This window comes from Halobacillus sp. AWH4_228 (assembly GCF_056158365.1).
This window is the reverse complement of record NZ_JBSWTE010000001.1, coordinates 1,105,516-1,121,301: the sequence shown is the minus strand read 5'-3', so window position 1 is coordinate 1,121,301 and position 15,786 is coordinate 1,105,516. Positions and strand designations below refer to the sequence as shown.

Here is a 15,786-nt window from a genome sequence, read left to right as displayed (position 1 = left end):
GGTAATTAATGAAATCATGTGTACAGCTATAAAGAGATGGTTTTTGTCGCCACTCTCTCCTTAAATGCTTGATCATGCTCCACAAAAAGCATGGTAGGTTGAAACCTTTCAATAAGATCCTCAATCTGCATACGGGAATACATATCAATAAAATTTAAGGGCTCGTCCCAGATGTATACATGAGCTCTTTCACACAAACTTCTGGCTACGAGCAGTTTCTTTTTTTGACCTTCCGAATAAGTGGATAGATCTTTTTCAAATTGCACCCGTTCAAAATCCATCTTACGTAAAATGGCCTTAAATAACGGCTCGTTGATATGGTTTTCTTCTATAAAACTGGATAAACTCCCCTTTAAATCAGAAGCATCCTGCTTCACATAGGAGATGATCAGTCCTGCATTTGATGTGATGGTTCCCGAGTGATGGATGGGTTCTCCTAAGATCAGCTTTAAAATACTGCTTTTCCCTGTACCATTTTTACCATCGAACACGACTCGGTCCCCCTGCTCAACAGTGAAACTAACCGGTTGATTGACTTTGGCATCGTTATACATCACGGTTAGCTCTTCAACACGAAGAAGTTCCTTCGACTTAAATTTCAACGGCTCTAATTTTAATGACTCGCTGGACTCCACATTTTTCAGGAGTGTCTCCTTCTCTTCCAAGGCTTTCTGCTGCCTGGCTTCTATGTTTTTTGAACGCTTCATCATTTTAGCTGCTTTATGGCCGACATATCCTTTATCAATTTTAGAACCAGAGTTGGTCGTGCCATTTTTGGAAGCTTCTTTTTTATGAGACCAGCCGGCTGAGCGCTTTGATGATTTTCTCAGCCTGCTTATATCTTTCTTAAGCCGTTCATTGACCGCGTCCTCCAGTTCCTGCTGACGGTCAAAGTTCAGCTTCCATGAAGAGTAATTCCCGTTCTGAACCTCGATGTCCGCTTTGTTGATCGATAAGATATGATCCACACATCCATCGACAAAGTTTCGATCATGGGAAATTAAAATAAAGCCTTTTTTCTTATTCAGATAATGAGCAACCATTTTTCTTCCCTCTATATCCAAGTGGTTGGTCGGCTCATCAATTAATAAAAACTGCCCCTCATTCAGGAAAAGCGCCGCAAGCAGCACCTTCGTCTGCTCCCCGTTGGATAACGTATCAAACGAACGGTACATAACCCCGGCGTCCACATCCAACAACGAGATCTCGCGAAAGAACTCCCAGTCTTCTGCTTGTGGACAAATCTCTTCCAATACTTCATGGGTGGCTTTCCTTTTATCAGGAACCGGCGTAGGAAAATAATTAAATTCCACAGAGGAAATGATTTGACCGCTATACTCGTAATTTCCTAACAGGAGGTTCATGAAGGTTGTCTTCCCTCTTCCGTTGCGACCAATAAAGCCGAGTTTCCAATCGGTATCGATTTGAAAGCTTACATTCTCAAAAATATTGTCAAAGCTGCTTGGATAGGAAAAGGTCAGGTTCTGCACTTGAATCATCGACATCTTTATTCCTCCTTTACATATTCAAACACACATCTACTTCCGTACAGACGAGGGAAATAGATGATGAAAGGTAACCAACTATGAGAGGAATAAAAAATCCTCCCAATAATAATTGGAAGGATTAGTCAACGTACATCATGATAAACCAACAAATATGCCAATAGAAAACAGCACATGGAGGTCACGACTGATTTTTATAAATAATAGACTAATCCTATATTTTAGTGGTATTCGAAATCATACACTTTAATAAAATATAGATTAGTTAATCATTTGGCATCATCAGTCCTTTCTGTTTTTTCCATCGTACCACTTCTTTTTTTCAAACACAATCAATCATACCAACGTTTCTTATTTCGTATCAAAAGAACCCGACCGAACTTTCATGTGTCGGCGGTTCTACGAATACAAGACCGAGCTCATAATGCTCTCCTTCATACATCGCCCGCTGCACATAACGGTTTTCGCCCCATTCATCGCGCACTTCAATTTTCGTGAACGCGCCTGTGTTTTGAAGGGCTTCATAAAATTGATTCTCGGTACGGACCGGGATGCTGTTCACCCGTTCAATAAGCTCACCAGGGAACAGGCCCATCTGATCAGCCGGGCTCTCAGGAATCACGCCAAGGATTCGAACCCCTTTTGGCGTCGATGTGAAGAACGGGGGTTTATCCTCTCTTGACCGGTGGCGGAGATAAATCCATTCCCGCCCGATCAAGGCAAGCGCAAATACGACAATCGAAAGAATTTCTAAGAAAAAGCTCCCTACAGCCAGCATAGTAAGGAAGAAAGCCAATAAGAACGTATGACGACCGATCGTTTTGGACGCCATTTCCGGGGACTGGCCGCGTACAAGCCACTCTGCCCCGAGAACGAAAGGAATGAGAATGACCCCGTACGTGTCGCCACCAACAGGAATGACCGGCCACCAGGAAGCGAACGGTTCAATCAAGCCTCCCGGAATAAGGGAAAAGAACGGAACAACGGTCACTCGTTTTCCTCTATGCTGCCCGATCCACAGGCCCCTCCGTCCTTTTGTCCGCTCCGGGTACGTATGAGAAGGGGAAGTTTTCAGCAGCAGTAACCCCTCTCTGACCAGCAGGAGGCTCAACAGCAGCGCCACCATCGGTAGGGAAGTATCGAACAATGTCTCAATCCAAGGGTGGGATTTCCAGTTTTCCGGCAGCAACGGCAGCAGTAAAAGGACAAGCCCTGATACCCCCAGCGTGTAGGCGGGAGAATACCACAACAGCCGTCCAGTCAGACTCACAAGCAACAGAATGGCTGCTGTGAGAAAAAGAAACGGGTAGGAGACGGTCAGTCCAGCCCCTACACCGATGATACTGATGACGAGTCCTGTGAGAAGCGACACACTCCACGTCCCTTTCCATTCAGAAAAACGGTCGAATACCCGTGTTCCGAACATGCGCCTCTCTTTTTTGATTCGATTTGCTGATACTATCACACTCATGATGAGAGCAATGTATAAAAAAGGCAGCAAAAACAGTCTGCCCGTTCCTTGAAGAATTTCCATAAACCAAGCGCCCAACACGATTCTCCTTTCCAACACTTCACCAACAGGTCTGGTCGTACGAAAAAATCCGCAGTCATCGACTACGGATATATTTCGTCATGAATCGGCAGAATCCTGCTTATTCAAACAAGACCTCCACCGCTTTGTCCATCTGCTTATCGTTGGCTTCGTCTCTCACTTGTTCAATGATTGCTTCTTCCAGCTTCCCGCCGGTTTTTTCATCCACTTCTCCCGTGGCTTCAAGGTCGGCATCTTTCTGGAAAGCTTTCACAGCTTTTTCGGTCTCTTTACTGAAGTAGCCATCCGTACGGCCGGGATCATGTCCAAGACCTTTCAGCATTTCCTGTACGTTTTTCACTTTTTCATTGTTGTCGTTATAAGTGAGCGTATCTTCAATATCCACAGGGTTCGTATAGAAGTACTGCGGCTGCTTCACTTCAACCGTCGGCTCTATCCCTTTTTCATGAATCCAGTTGCCTTCCGGTGTGAGCCACTTAAACAGCGTCAGCTTGATCGTGCTGCCATCCCCCATCGGGATGGCCTGCTGGACGGTTCCTTTTCCGAAACTTTTCGTTCCGACAAGATCATAACCGCCGGCTTCATTCATCGTAGCGGCCAGAATTTCAGAAGCTGATGCACTTCCTTCATCCATCAAGACCGTGACCGGATACTCTTTTTTCTCGGTAATTTCTGAATAATACTCCGTTTTCTCACCGCTGCGGTCTTCCACCTGCACGATCGGCTTGTCCTTCGGAATGAATTCCTTCAGGATTTCCTGGACGTCGGTAAACAATCCGCCCGGGTTTCCGCGGACATCAATGACGAGTCCTTCCATGCCGTCACTTTCCAGTTTCTCAAGCGCATTATGGAATTCATCAGAGGTCTTCTCTGAGAAGGATGTAATTTCAATCACGCCTGCTTTTTTACCGTCGACCGTTTTCATATCAGAATAGACGGTCTCCAGCGGAATATCATCACGGGTGATGTCGATGTTGAGCGGTTCGCTGACGCCGGGACGTTCCACTTCAAGTGTCACTTCCGTCCCTTTCTCACCGCGGATTTTCAGGACAGCTTCGTACAAGTCAAGCCCTTCGACACTTTCCCCATCAACGGTTAAAATCTGATCGTTCGGCTTCAAGCCAGCCTCCTCGGCAGGTGAGCCCTTAATCGGCGCTACGATGGTCACTTTATCGTTCACCATGCTCACTTCAGCTCCGATGCCCTGGAAGCTGGATTCGATGGTCTGGTTGAACTGCTCCATCGTTTCCTGGTCCATGTAGACACTGTACGGATCTTCCAGTGTATCCAGCATGCCTTGAATGGCGCCTTCCACGAGGGTCTGCTTGTCCACATCCTCCAAGTAGTTCTCCTCAATGACAGAATACGCCTGTTCGACCTTCTTCAGGTCAGCGTCGCCACTCATATTTTCTATGACTTCTTTCTGCTGTTCCTCTGTTAAACTACCAAAGTTCTCCGCTTCGGTATTGGCGTACTGCTCCGACTGCGATTGTTCCTTGGAGCCGCTTCCGAAATACTCTAGGCCGATATAAGAGCCGGCAGCTCCCAAAAGTACCGCAAGCGCTAGAAAAAGCACTACGTACCGCGGTTTTATATTCATCGCATTCACCCTTCTATAATGGATTTCCTTATTGCTTCTATACTAGCAAAAAAGCTCCTGCAACGTAAATGTCATACAGCCTGATATTAACGTATGCACGCCAATCTTTCTGCATGTCTATTTCATGGTGGGAAATCTATCGGTCTATCAGAATAGAAAAACAAAAGACTGCCCCGCTCGTGAGACAGTCCCTTTTCATTACATTTCGTAGCCGTAGTCGCCCTGCGCCTGATCGCGGACAATCATGCCGTCTTCAATGGCAATGACACGCTTACGAATCGTGTTGACAATCTCTCTGCTGTGCGTTGCCATCAGGACGGTCGTACCGCCTGTATTGATTTCCTCAAGAATGTGCATGATCTCCCATGACGTATCCGGGTCAAGGTTACCGGTCGGCTCGTCAGCGATCAGAATTTTCGGATGGTTCACCATCGCCCGTGCGATGGAAACACGCTGCTGCTCCCCGCCGGAAAGCTCATCCGGAAGAAAACGGGCTTTATTTTTCAAATGCACCTGGTCAAGAACGTCCATAACACGGCGGCGGATGTTGGCCGTATCTTCTTCGATGACCTCGAGCGCAAAGGCCACATTTTCATATACGGTCAAGGTCGGAAGCAGGCGGAAGTCCTGATAAACGACACCAATCTTCCGGCGCAGCATCGGAATGCGGCGCTGCTTCATCGTGGACGTGTTGATATCGTTGATCAAAACCGTTCCGTTCGTCGGTTTTTCCTCACGGTAAATCAATTTGGTGAACGTCGATTTTCCTGCTCCGCTCGGCCCGACGATATAAACGAATTCACCCTGATCAATCTGCACGTCAAGACCGTTCAGTGCGGTCACTCCGTTCCGATAGGTTTTATAAACCCCTTGCATCTGTATCATACATGTATCACCTTAATCTTTATTATTATTAGCCAGATCTTGTTACAAACACCATCATTATAACATTAAACAGCCGTCTTTTTAGCTAAGAAATTATTACATTTCTTTATCAAAACAAAACGCCCGGCTGAATACACCGGACGTTTCTTGGATTATTTTTTAGCTGCCAGCCAACCGGCCACAAGCTGGGCGTCTTCATCAGAGACGCCTTGGGAAGGCATCTGGCCTTTCCCGTTTTTGATGATATTTACGATTTCATCTGCAGAATATTTACCGCCGACTTCCGTTAACGCCGGCCCCATTGCACCTTCAAGATCTCCGCCATGGCAGGTCGCACAGTTACTCTGGTAAACTTCCTCTGCCGCTGCTGCATCGACCGTATCTTCCGAGCTGCTGTCGGATGATTCTTCTGTCGTTTCTTCGTTCGTACCTTCATCGGATGATTCTTCCCCGCCTCCGCAGGCAGCGAGAATAAGGATAAGTCCCAGCATCATAGCCAGCCAAAGTTTTTTCACATGTCATCCCCCCTGGTATTTTATAGAAATATAATGTAAGTATAACCGAGTCAAGTCGTTTTGAAACCCTCTCCGAGCACCTCTGTGGCATTCATTGCGACGACAAAAGCCCCCGGATCGACGGTCTTGACCGTTTGTGTCAATTTGATGAATTCATTCTGCTGAACGACACACATTACGACGCGCCGCTCGCGTTCAGTGTACCCGCCGGCACCGCTAAGAACGGTTACGCCGCGGTCAATCTGCCGGAAGATCTCATCACGGACCTCGTCCACTTCTTCTGTGATAATCATCACATTTTTCGATGTATTCAAGCCGACCTGGACAAAATCGATGGTACGGCTTGTGACGAAAAGACCGATCAAGGCGTACAATCCTTCCTCAAGGGAAAATACGAACGCGGACGTGATCACGATCAGGCCGTCCAGCATCGCCACGCAGATGCCGAGCGGAAGATGCGTGAACTTATGGATGACCTGAGCGGCAAGATCGATGCCCCCCGTAGACGCCCGTCCACGGAATACAATGCCGAGACCGAGGCCGACACCCATCCCTCCAAAAATAGCCCCGAGAAGCGGATCAGGGGTTGCCGCATCCATCGAGCTCGTTAAAAGAACGAAAAACGGAAGAACGACCGTCCCCACTAACGATTTGAAGCCGAAATTTTTCCCAAGGATCAGCCAGCCCATAATAAACAGGGGAATGTTCAGCACCCACTGGACGACGCCAGGCTCCCAGCCGAAGACGCCTTTGGTGATCGTACTGATCCCCGCAACGCCTCCGGAAGCAACGTTATTGGGAAGTAAAAACAAGTTAAAAGCGATTGCTACAAAAAAGGACCCGAGAATGACGAGACCGTAATCCATCGTATGACGAAGGGCCGGCGGCACCGGCTCCCTGCGGTATTTTTTAGCCATCATCATGATGTTCAACTCTCCCTATGTATACGTACTTCTAAAACCGTATGGAGTATACCATTCCATTCAGAGGGTGTAAATAAGAGCGGAATAACGTATTAACACGGTAAAGGAGCGGCCTGACGCCCTTTTTAGTGTTCACCTGATGATACGATCTATGCAGGAGCAGAAAAGAAGAGAGCCCTGGATTGGGCTCTCTTCGTATGGCTTATCTGGATTCCTGCTTTTCCATAACTTCCGCAAGCAGTTCGAGCACATCCTCGCGCATGTTGTCTCTTTCCATCGCAATGGCAAGCGTCGTTTTTATGAATCCAAGCTGATCTCCGACATCATAGCGGTCTCCCTTGAACTCATAGCCGTACACCGGCTGATCGAGGTTGAGGCGTTCTATCGCATCGGTCAGCTGGATTTCCCCACCGGCTCCTGTCTCCTGTGTTTCCAACAGGTCCATAATTTCCGGCGTGAATACGTAGCGGCCGATGATGGCCAGGTTGGACGGAGCGTCCTCTACCGCCGGCTTTTCGACAAAATGTTCGACTTCATAGCGGCGGCCCTGCTGATCCTTCGGAGCGATAATGCCGTAGCGGTCTGTCTCATCTTCCGGCACCTGCTTCACACCGATCACAGACGACTGCGTCTCTTCATACTGATCGATCAGCTGTTTCAGACACGGCTCATCGGAGCGGACAATATCATCCCCGAGGAGGACCGCAAAAGGTTCATGGCCAATAAACTTCCGGGCACACCAGACGGCATGGCCGAGGCCCTTCGGCTCTTTCTGACGGATGTAGTGGATATCCACTTCTGCGGACTGCTGTACTTCTTCAAGCAGATCGATCTTCCCTTTTTTATAAAGGTTATCCTCCAGCTCAAAAGCATGGTCAAAATGGTCTTCAATCGCCCTTTTCCCTTTCCCGGTAACGATGATAATATCTTCGATCCCCGACTGGATCGCTTCTTCGACAATGTACTGTATGGTCGGCTTATCAACAATCGGAAGCATTTCCTTCGGCATCGCCTTTGTAGCCGGAAGGAACCTCGTTCCAAGACCGGCGGCGGGAATGATCGCTTTTTTCACCTTCATGTCGTGACGCCTCCTCCAAATTATGTATGCCCTTTTATACTAGCAGAAACGGCCTCGATTGGACAGCTGTTCCCCACACAAAAAAGACCCTCACAGCAAAGTGAGAGTCTTTGTTATTAACCGTCCATCTGCGAGCGCAGGTAGGCATCGATAAATTTATCAAGGCCGCCGTCCATGACGCCCTGCGTGTTTCCGACTTCTTCATTCGTACGGTGGTCTTTGACCATGGAGTACGGGTGGAACACATAGGAGCGGATCTGGCTTCCCCAGCCGATTTCCTTCTGCTCGCCGCGGATGTCGTCAAGTTCCTGCTGCTGACGCTCGATTTCAAGCTGATACAGCTTAGACTTCAACATCTTCATCGCCTGTTCACGGTTCTTAATCTGAGAACGCTCCGACTGGCACGTTACAACCGTGTTCGTCGGGGTGTGGGTAATACGAACCGCAGAGTCTGTGGTGTTGACGTGCTGACCACCGGCACCGCTGGCACGATACGTATCGATTTTCAGATCTTCTGTGCGTACATCAATCTCAATTTCATCGTTGAACTCAGGCATCACTTCACACGATACGAATGACGTGTGACGACGGCCGGAAGAGTCGAACGGGGAAATACGGACGAGACGGTGCACGCCTTTTTCCGCTTTCAGGTAGCCGTAGGCGTTGTGACCTTTAATAAGCAGGGTCACACTCTTCACGCCCGCTTCATCGCCGGGTAGGTAATCCATCGTCTGCACAGAGAAACCTTTCTTCTCTGCCCAGCGTGTATACATACGAAGCAGCATGCTCGCCCAGTCCTGAGACTCTGTACCACCGGCACCCGGGTGCAGTTCGAGAATCGCGTTGTTCTTGTCGTACGGCTCACTGAGCAGGATGTTCAGCTCAAACTGGTTCAAGTCGTTCGACAGCTTCTGCACTTCCTGAACGAGGTCCTCTAAAAGCTCTTCGTCCTCTTCTTCTTTGACAAGCTCATAGGAAACTTCCAGATTCTCATGTGTTTCCTCATGCTCTTCCAATGTGTGAACGAGACCTTTCAGGCCGTTCACTTCATCAATGACCTTCTGCGCGGTATTCTGGTCATCCCAGAAGCCCGGCTCTGTCATCTGTTCTTCTAGTTCAGCAATGCGGGTTTTTCTTTGATCGACGTCAAAGAGACCCCCTGAAGTCCGCTAATTTCTCAGCTGTTTTATCTAATTCATGACGGATTTCTGCCATATCCATGTTGAATCACTCCTCTATTATTCTAAACACAAGGGAAGACACTCTCTGTAAAAAGAGAGTGTCCCACTGGTTATTTACCATGGCAATTTTTATACTTCTTGCCGCTTCCGCAAGGACAAGGGTCATTGCGGCCGACGGTGTCTTTTCTTACGTAAGGATTTTTCTTTTTCGATTCCTTGCTTTCTTCCCCGCCGGAAACGGCTGTTGCACCTTTCGCCACTTCCTGGCGCTGCAGGTTGCTGCGGATCTGCGCCTTCATGACATAACGGGCCACTTCCTCATCGATGCTTGCCACCATCTGTTCAAACATACGGAAGCCTTCGAAGTTATATTCCCGAAGCGGATCGTTCTGTCCATAAGCACGCAGGTGAATACCCTGCCGGAGCTGGTCCATCTGATCGATGTGATCCATCCATTTCTGGTCGACCGTGCGAAGCAGGATGACTTTTTCGAACTCACGCATCTGCTCCGGTGTCAGCTCTTCTTCCTTCTCGTCATAACGTTCCTTCACTTTAGCCAGGATAAGCTCCTTCATTTCTTCCGGATCTTTTCCTTTCAAATCTTCAACGGTGACGTCACCTTCAAAGAGCAGGTTGGCACGAAGATAATCGATAACGCTCTCAAGCTCCCAGTTTTCATCTTCCTCTTCACTCGTGTGGACATCAACGGTTTGAGCCACCGTACGATCGATCATCCCTTCGATGATTTCACGAAGATTTTCAGATGTGAGCACTTCATAACGCTGCTTGTAGATTACTTCACGCTGCTGACGGAGCACATCATCGTAGGAAAGGATCGTCTTACGAGCATCGAAGTTGTTCCCTTCCACACGTTTCTGCGCCGATTCCACTGCACGGGAGATCATTTTACTCTCAATCGGCTGGGAATCGTCCATACCGAGACGGTCCATCATGTTGCGGATGTTGTCGGAGGCGAAGCGGCGCATCAGTTCATCATCTGTCGCCAGGTAGAACTGGGACATCCCCGGGTCCCCCTGACGTCCGGCACGACCACGCAGCTGGTTATCGATCCGGCGTGATTCGTGACGCTCAGTACCAATGACCGCCAGGCCGCCGGCTTCTGTTACGCCGTCGCCGAGCTTGATATCTGTACCACGACCGGCCATGTTCGTCGCAATCGTTACGGCACCCTTCTGTCCGGCGTTTTCGATGATTTCCGCTTCACGGAAGTGGTTTTTTGCGTTCAGGACATTATGCGGCACGCCTGCTTTTGTCAGATAGCGGGAGATGATTTCAGACGTTTCCACTGCTACCGTACCGACAAGCACGGGCTGGCCGTTTTCATGACGGTTTTTAATATCCTCGACAACCGCCTTGAACTTCCCGTCCATCGTTTTGTAAACGAGGTCGGCTTTATCATCACGCTGAATATCACGGTTCGTCGGAATCACGACAACACGCATGTTGTAGATATTCATGAATTCCTCTTCCTCGGTTTTCGCAGTACCGGTCATACCGGAAAGCTTTTCGTACATACGGAAAAGGTTCTGGAACGTGATGGAAGCGAGCGTCTGGCTTTCGTTCTGGATTTCAAGACCTTCCTTCGCTTCAATCGCCTGGTGGAGGCCATCGCTGTAGCGGCGGCCTTTCATTAAACGTCCGGTGAACTGGTCGACGATGACCACTTCTCCTTCTTCCACCACATAATCGGTATCACGCTGCATCGACGTGTGCGCCTTCAGGCCCTGGTTGATGTGGTGAATGAGCGATACGTTGGAAAGATCGAACAGGTTTTCAATCTTGAAGAAACGCTCCGCTTTGTTAATCCCTTCTTCTGTAAGCTGGACGTTTTTCGTTTTTTCATCGTACGTAAAGTCCTCTTCACGGGCAAGCAGACGAACAAACGAATTGGCACCAACATAAAGGTCGGCGGATTTTGAAGCAGATCCGGATATGATCAGCGGTGTACGCGCCTCATCAATTAAAATCGAGTCAACTTCGTCAATGATGGCATAATGCAGCGGACGCTGGACCATCTGCTCTTTATAGAGCACCATGTTGTCACGCAGGTAGTCAAAGCCGAACTCATTGTTCGTTCCGTACGTGATGTCAGCGTTGTAAGCTTCTCTTTTCTCATCCTTGGACATGCCGTTGGAGTTCAATCCGACCGTCAGCCCTAGATACTGATAAAGCTCACCCATATCCGTCGAGTCACGGCTCGCCAGGTAGTCGTTCACAGTAATGATGTGGACGCCTTTGCCTGTGAGGGCGTTCAAGTACGCAGGCATGGTAGAGGCAAGGGTTTTACCTTCCCCTGTCTTCATCTCTGCAATGTTCCCTTCGTGAAGGGCGATCGCACCCATGAGCTGGACGCGGAACGGGCGCATATTCAACACACGTTTCGAAGCTTCACGGACAACCGCGAAGGCTTCGACTAACATATCATCTAATTTCTCGCCATTTTGATAGCGTTCTTTGAATTCTGCCGTCTTATTCTTTAAATCTTCCTCTGACAATTTCTCGATGTCTGATTCCATTGCATCAATATCATCAGCGATCTTTTCTAATCGTTTCAGTTGACGAGTATTGCCGTCGCCAAAGATTTTCTTTAAAGTTCCAAGCATTGCAACCGCTCCTCTATTGATTTCCAATCTTCGGTTGTGTAGTTCAGTCCATCTCTTATCATAACACTAAGAGAAGCGGCCTGACAATTCAAGAGCGGGGCTTTAGTCACCGGGGATTTATGTTGTTGAAGTAGTGGCTGGGGCGGGTTCATTTAGGAAAAGCGGCTGAAGCTGGAGCTGTCTTTCGTTCAGTTCTTTTACACGCTTATTGGTGGAGCCGATGATGTGGACAAGCTGGACGATTGTATCTTCCTGCTGCTTCAAACGTTGATCCACGTCATGACAGTTTCTGCAGGTCATCTCATCACCTCCCTGTTGCTTTAGTTATACTACAGCAAGAGGAAGCATGCACATATGTAAAATGGAGGTTTCAGCAGGAAGAGCTGGTTAAAAATGGAGGTTTTCTCAGTGGAAAATGCGGGTTTTGAAAGGGAACGATTCTCCTTTTTTGGTTTTCTGGAATTTTCCCAAAAAGAAAAGCATCCCTGTCAAAACAGGAATGCTTTTTCTTTTCATTCATAGATTACGTTTCAATTAAACCGTAGCGGCCGTCACGTCGTTTGTATACGATATTTGTTTCATCAGTATTTGCATTTGTAAAGACGAAGAAGTTGTGGCCGAGCATATCCATTTGAAGGGCCGCTTCTTCACTATCCATCGGTTTCAGGTCAAAGCGTTTCGTTTTCACGATTTCCACATCGAATTCATCATCCGACTGCATCTGCTCCTGGTTGGCTTCACGCTCTAATTCGGCAAATACGTATTTTGGTGCACCCTCCTGACGGAATCGGCGGTTTACCTTCGTTTTATGCTTACGGATCTGTCGTTCTAATTTATCAACCACAAGGTCGATGGCAGCGTATAAATCTGTATTATGCTCCTCCGCTCGGAGTAGTAGATTTTTCATCGGGATTGTGACCTCGATTGTCTGCTCATCATTATAGACACTTAAATTTACGTGCACCTCAGAGGACGGGGGAGTGTCAAAGTAGCGTTCAAGCTTGCCCACCTTTTTCTCCACATATTCTTTAATAGAATCCGTCACTTCAAGGTTCTCACCACGAATGTTGTACTGTAGCATTAGAAGTGTCCTCCTTTCATCCTTATGTGATATATATTCTATCATACCCACGGCCTTTCCTGCATAAACTTTCTTAAAATTGTGTCATTTTTATGTCGGTATTTGCTGGAATTTGTCCCATGACAATGAAAACGTGGATGAAACAGGGATGGATTTTGTCAAAATGATAGATGAACCGCCGTTTCCGTCATAACCTTACAAAAAGATAAAATTAAAAAGTCAGCCTGTATGAGGCTGACTTTCCTTTTTATTCATATAGTGATTCTAATTCTAAGAAAACACTATCTTCAACAGCAGCTGGACCGCCGAAAATGTTAAAATTAAACATCTGCTGATCTCTTAGGTAAGCTTTGATCTCTTCGTTCAGTTCATCTTTCGGTGTCAGAAGAAGCGGCTGGTCGACATCGTTCACAGAGCCGGCAAGGGCATCAGCAAAATGGGACCCTGTCGCAAAGCTCGCTTTCACTCCTCCGACGTTGAAGTGTTCCACGACGGCAAGCGACGTCAGGTAACGGTTCTTCCCAGATATTCGCTCTGCTTTCGGCATGTCAGCGAGTACATCAGAGCTGATTACTCCTGTCCCTCCGACCGCGATGCTTTCACCATAGTTTTTCAGACTTTGCTCTGTTGCTTCCGGAAGTTCATCCTGTTCGGTTAAGAGAATCGGCATCCCTTTTCCAGCCGCGATCGGGGCGATAGAAAGCGCATCCGGGAAATTGCGTCCGTAGGCGACGACCGCTTGATCACTTTCAGGGAGACGGTCCGCAATCGCTGCGGCGGTTTCATAGCGGTTTTTTCCGGAAATGCGGTCGACTTCCATTCCAAGAACATTTTCCAAATACGTTTCTACATCAGCAGAAACAGCGCCTGTTCCGCCAAGAATCGTCACTTTTTCGGTATCTAAGCTGTTCATCACTTGTTCTGTGATTCCAGGAACTTCGTCCTCCCGCGTCAACAGGATCGGTGCATCGAGGTGCTCTGCTAATGGAGCTCCTGCCAGTGCGTCAGGAAAATCCTCTCCGGTTGCCAGCACAACATTTTCAGATGGGTAACGGTCCGCATCGCCATATCTTGCAATGTTGGCGGCTGTCCAGTAGCGGTCGACTCCCCAGATTCTTTCTGCGGATGCGTCTAAAAGTTCTGCTCCAGTACCTAGATAGTAGGTGCTGCCATCCGCAAGGTCCGCCTTATCCCATACTTTCATATAGTAGACGCCCGGATCTAAAAGATGGGACTCTATGTAACCATATTCATTTCCATTCATGCTATAAGGTGGCAAAACCTCTCCCTGTTCGGTCAGGAGTCTGCCTTGAAACTTCATATCCGTTTTTTCCTCTACATACTCAAATAGATGAAAGGTAAATTGAACCGTTGCATCCCCATTCACCTCTACACGGTAGTAATCCACATCCTCGTCCGTAAATTCTCCGGAAATGTAGGAATTCAACGGAACTTGCGTGGCATTTTCCCGTCCATCGTTTGGTTCCTTTTCTTCATATGTATTCTGTGCTTCGACTTTCTCTACCTCGATGGGGTCTTGCGCTGCCTCGACGGTTGATGCTTGAAACAATCCTGCCGCTGCCAAAGCGGTGGCTGCCAGTCCTAACCATTTCTTCATATAACCTCTCCCCTTTTTATGTATGGTTCCACCATGGGATTATATAGGAGATTAGTCATGAAATCTACCTTCTAACCAAAACAAAAGAAGCATCAGGATCCTGATACTTCTTTACTAGTGCACGATATAAGGGTCCAGGGCGGACTAGATTTTTTCTGACCATGCCGCGTAGGCAGGCGGGACTACTTCAGACAGATGAATGGACTTCTCCTGAGAGGAAATGTCAAACCAGCCTTCGAGCATTTCAACGATATGTAGAAAATCCTTCAGCAAATCACCTTCCATCAGCCCACCCATTTTCCCATGAGTGGCGTTCAACTGTTGGAAAGCCAGCAGCACATCCTGAAAAACATCAGGAGCCTGTGGCGATGGAAAGGTCTGTTAAATAGTCCAGGCCCTCCTGAGTGGTGTGGACAAGCTCCTGATAAGCACGAAGCATCGTGTACTGTTCACGGGTTGGAAAAGACAGCGGAATCTCTCTTTCTATTTTTTGTGATCCAAATACATGCCGTCATAGGTCGATACGCTTTGGTACGGATTGATGTATCGCTGTTTACTGGATTTCTGCTTTTTATTATTCCGCATCTGATTCTTCAAATCCATAAGCAGGAACTCCATCTTCTGATTGATCATCAAGTCCCGCTTCTTCACTTCCTGTACGATCGCTTTTTCTTCATCCGTCGAAGGCTGCGGCAGCTTGGATAACAGTTCCCGGCGTTTTTCTAACAGGTCATTGATACGTTCCATCCGCTGAGAGCGAGTCTGAGAGGAGGGCTGGTGAACCATTTCCTCCAGTTCTTTCGTCAGCGTTAAAAATGTCTGCCACACCATCGTTACGCGTTTCCGCCCTGAGCGTACTGGGATTTTCTCGTCTGCAGGATAACCTGCTTCCACGTATCGCGGAACTCGACAACGAGCCCTTCCACTTCATCAAGGATGGCTCCATCATTTTTCGTATTCGCTTCGATCAGACGGCGGTTCATATAGTCATACAGCGGAAGCACCTGTGCGCTGATGTCTGTATTCTGGTCCATCGTCACCATCAGTTCCTGGATGATGCGCTGGGCTTTTTGGATATTCGTATTTTTACTTTCTATATCTTTCTGCTCCATTGCTTTTCCCGCTGCCTTGATGAATTTGATGCAGCCGTTGTAGAGCATGAGTGTCAGTTCGCCGGGGGAGGCTGTTTCCACTGAGTTGTTTTGATAGGCTTGAATAGACATC

Annotated in this window: 15 protein-coding genes; all 15 read right to left on the bottom strand. The window is 47.9% G+C overall.

Going from position 1 to position 15,786, the window contains the following annotated elements; genetic code table 11:
• Positions 1 to 26: 26 nt before the first annotated feature.
• The 15 genes from ACXADP_RS05450 to fliS all read right to left on the bottom strand — a co-directional run bounded on the left by ACXADP_RS05450 (position 27) and on the right by fliS (position 15,785).
• Positions 27 to 1,505 (bottom strand): Lsa family ABC-F type ribosomal protection protein, encoded by a 1,479-nt coding sequence (locus ACXADP_RS05450; protein ID WP_474971040.1) that lies wholly within the window; start codon positions 1,503 to 1,505, stop codon positions 27 to 29.
• 361 nt (positions 1,506 to 1,866) lie between these two features.
• Positions 1,867 to 3,057 (bottom strand): PDZ domain-containing protein, encoded by a 1,191-nt coding sequence (locus ACXADP_RS05445; RefSeq protein ID WP_474971039.1) that lies wholly within the window; start codon positions 3,055 to 3,057, stop codon positions 1,867 to 1,869.
• Between the two features lie 100 nt (positions 3,058 to 3,157).
• Positions 3,158 to 4,657: a S41 family peptidase gene (locus ACXADP_RS05440; RefSeq protein WP_474971038.1), complete on the bottom strand. Its 1,500-nt coding sequence runs from the start codon at positions 4,655 to 4,657 to the stop codon at positions 3,158 to 3,160.
• 198 nt (positions 4,658 to 4,855) lie between these two features.
• The gene (ftsE, locus tag ACXADP_RS05435; protein WP_474969442.1) at positions 4,856 to 5,542 is read right to left on the bottom strand and encodes a cell division ATP-binding protein FtsE; all 687 of its coding nucleotides are present in this window, start codon (positions 5,540 to 5,542) and stop codon (positions 4,856 to 4,858) included.
• Positions 5,543 to 5,694: 152 nt separating this feature from the next.
• Positions 5,695 to 6,057, bottom strand: coding sequence for a cytochrome c551 (cccB, locus tag ACXADP_RS05430; protein ID WP_474969443.1), 363 nt, complete (start codon positions 6,055 to 6,057; stop codon positions 5,695 to 5,697).
• A 50-nt stretch (positions 6,058 to 6,107) separates the two neighbouring features.
• Positions 6,108 to 6,923: a YitT family protein gene (locus tag ACXADP_RS05425; RefSeq protein ID WP_474970433.1), complete on the bottom strand. Its 816-nt coding sequence runs from the start codon at positions 6,921 to 6,923 to the stop codon at positions 6,108 to 6,110.
• A gap of 259 nt (positions 6,924 to 7,182) precedes the next feature.
• Positions 7,183 to 8,058, bottom strand: a complete 876-nt coding sequence (galU, locus tag ACXADP_RS05420) for a UTP--glucose-1-phosphate uridylyltransferase GalU (RefSeq protein WP_474969444.1) — start codon at positions 8,056 to 8,058, stop codon at positions 7,183 to 7,185.
• Positions 8,059 to 8,174: 116 nt separating this feature from the next.
• A protein-coding gene (gene prfB, locus ACXADP_RS05415) for a peptide chain release factor 2 (protein WP_474971037.1) occupies positions 8,175 to 9,279 on the bottom strand; the annotation gives its coding sequence in 2 pieces (ribosomal slippage) (positions 8,175 to 9,206 and positions 9,208 to 9,279; 1,104 coding nt in all).
• Between the two features lie 70 nt (positions 9,280 to 9,349).
• Positions 9,350 to 11,863, bottom strand: coding sequence for a preprotein translocase subunit SecA (gene secA / locus ACXADP_RS05410; protein ID WP_474971036.1), 2,514 nt, complete (start codon positions 11,861 to 11,863; stop codon positions 9,350 to 9,352).
• Positions 11,864 to 11,980: 117 nt separating this feature from the next.
• A complete protein-coding gene (locus ACXADP_RS05405) occupies positions 11,981 to 12,163 on the bottom strand; it encodes a hypothetical protein (protein WP_474969447.1) in 183 nt (60 codons plus the stop codon).
• A gap of 223 nt (positions 12,164 to 12,386) precedes the next feature.
• Entirely contained in the window at positions 12,387 to 12,944 is a 558-nt protein-coding gene (gene hpf / locus ACXADP_RS05400) for a ribosome hibernation-promoting factor, HPF/YfiA family (RefSeq protein WP_027955061.1), read from the bottom strand.
• Positions 12,945 to 13,191: 247 nt separating this feature from the next.
• Positions 13,192 to 14,562: a cell wall-binding repeat-containing protein gene (locus tag ACXADP_RS05395; RefSeq protein ID WP_474971035.1), complete on the bottom strand. Its 1,371-nt coding sequence runs from the start codon at positions 14,560 to 14,562 to the stop codon at positions 13,192 to 13,194.
• Between the two features lie 144 nt (positions 14,563 to 14,706).
• Complete coding sequence (locus tag ACXADP_RS05390; RefSeq protein WP_474971034.1) at positions 14,707 to 14,847, bottom strand: hypothetical protein; 141 nt, start codon at positions 14,845 to 14,847, stop codon at positions 14,707 to 14,709.
• A gap of 198 nt (positions 14,848 to 15,045) precedes the next feature.
• Positions 15,046 to 15,393 carry a flagellar protein FliT gene (fliT, locus tag ACXADP_RS05385; RefSeq protein ID WP_474969450.1) on the bottom strand — a complete coding sequence of 116 codons (348 nt, stop codon included), beginning with the start codon at positions 15,391 to 15,393 and terminating at the stop codon, positions 15,046 to 15,048.
• A 2-nt stretch (positions 15,394 to 15,395) separates the two neighbouring features.
• Entirely contained in the window at positions 15,396 to 15,785 is a 390-nt protein-coding gene (fliS, locus tag ACXADP_RS05380) for a flagellar export chaperone FliS (protein ID WP_474969451.1), read from the bottom strand.
• Position 15,786 lies beyond the last annotated feature (1 nt).

Coding starts and splice junctions, on each gene's coding strand:
- ACXADP_RS05450 (WP_474971040.1), bottom strand. CDS start 1,505: ATGTCGATGATTCAAGTGCAGAACCTGACCTTTTCCTATCCAAGCAGC.
- ACXADP_RS05440 (WP_474971038.1), bottom strand. CDS start 4,657: ATGAATATAAAACCGCGGTACGTAGTGCTTTTTCTAGCGCTTGCGGTA.
- ftsE (WP_474969442.1), bottom strand. CDS start 5,542: ATGATACAGATGCAAGGGGTTTATAAAACCTATCGGAACGGAGTGACC.
- ACXADP_RS05425 (WP_474970433.1), bottom strand. CDS start 6,923: ATGGATTACGGTCTCGTCATTCTCGGGTCCTTTTTTGTAGCAATCGCT.
- galU (WP_474969444.1), bottom strand. CDS start 8,058: ATGAAGGTGAAAAAAGCGATCATTCCCGCCGCCGGTCTTGGAACGAGG.
- secA (WP_474971036.1), bottom strand. CDS start 11,863: ATGCTTGGAACTTTAAAGAAAATCTTTGGCGACGGCAATACTCGTCAA.
- ACXADP_RS05405 (WP_474969447.1), bottom strand. CDS start 12,163: ATGACCTGCAGAAACTGTCATGACGTGGATCAACGTTTGAAGCAGCAG.
- hpf (WP_027955061.1), bottom strand. CDS start 12,944: ATGCTACAGTACAACATTCGTGGTGAGAACCTTGAAGTGACGGATTCT.
- ACXADP_RS05395 (WP_474971035.1), bottom strand. CDS start 14,562: ATGAAGAAATGGTTAGGACTGGCAGCCACCGCTTTGGCAGCGGCAGGA.
- ACXADP_RS05390 (WP_474971034.1), bottom strand. CDS start 14,847: ATGGAAGGTGATTTGCTGAAGGATTTTCTACATATCGTTGAAATGCTC.
- fliT (WP_474969450.1), bottom strand. CDS start 15,393: ATGGTGTGGCAGACATTTTTAACGCTGACGAAAGAACTGGAGGAAATG.
- fliS (WP_474969451.1), bottom strand. CDS start 15,785: ATGTCTATTCAAGCCTATCAAAACAACTCAGTGGAAACAGCCTCCCCC.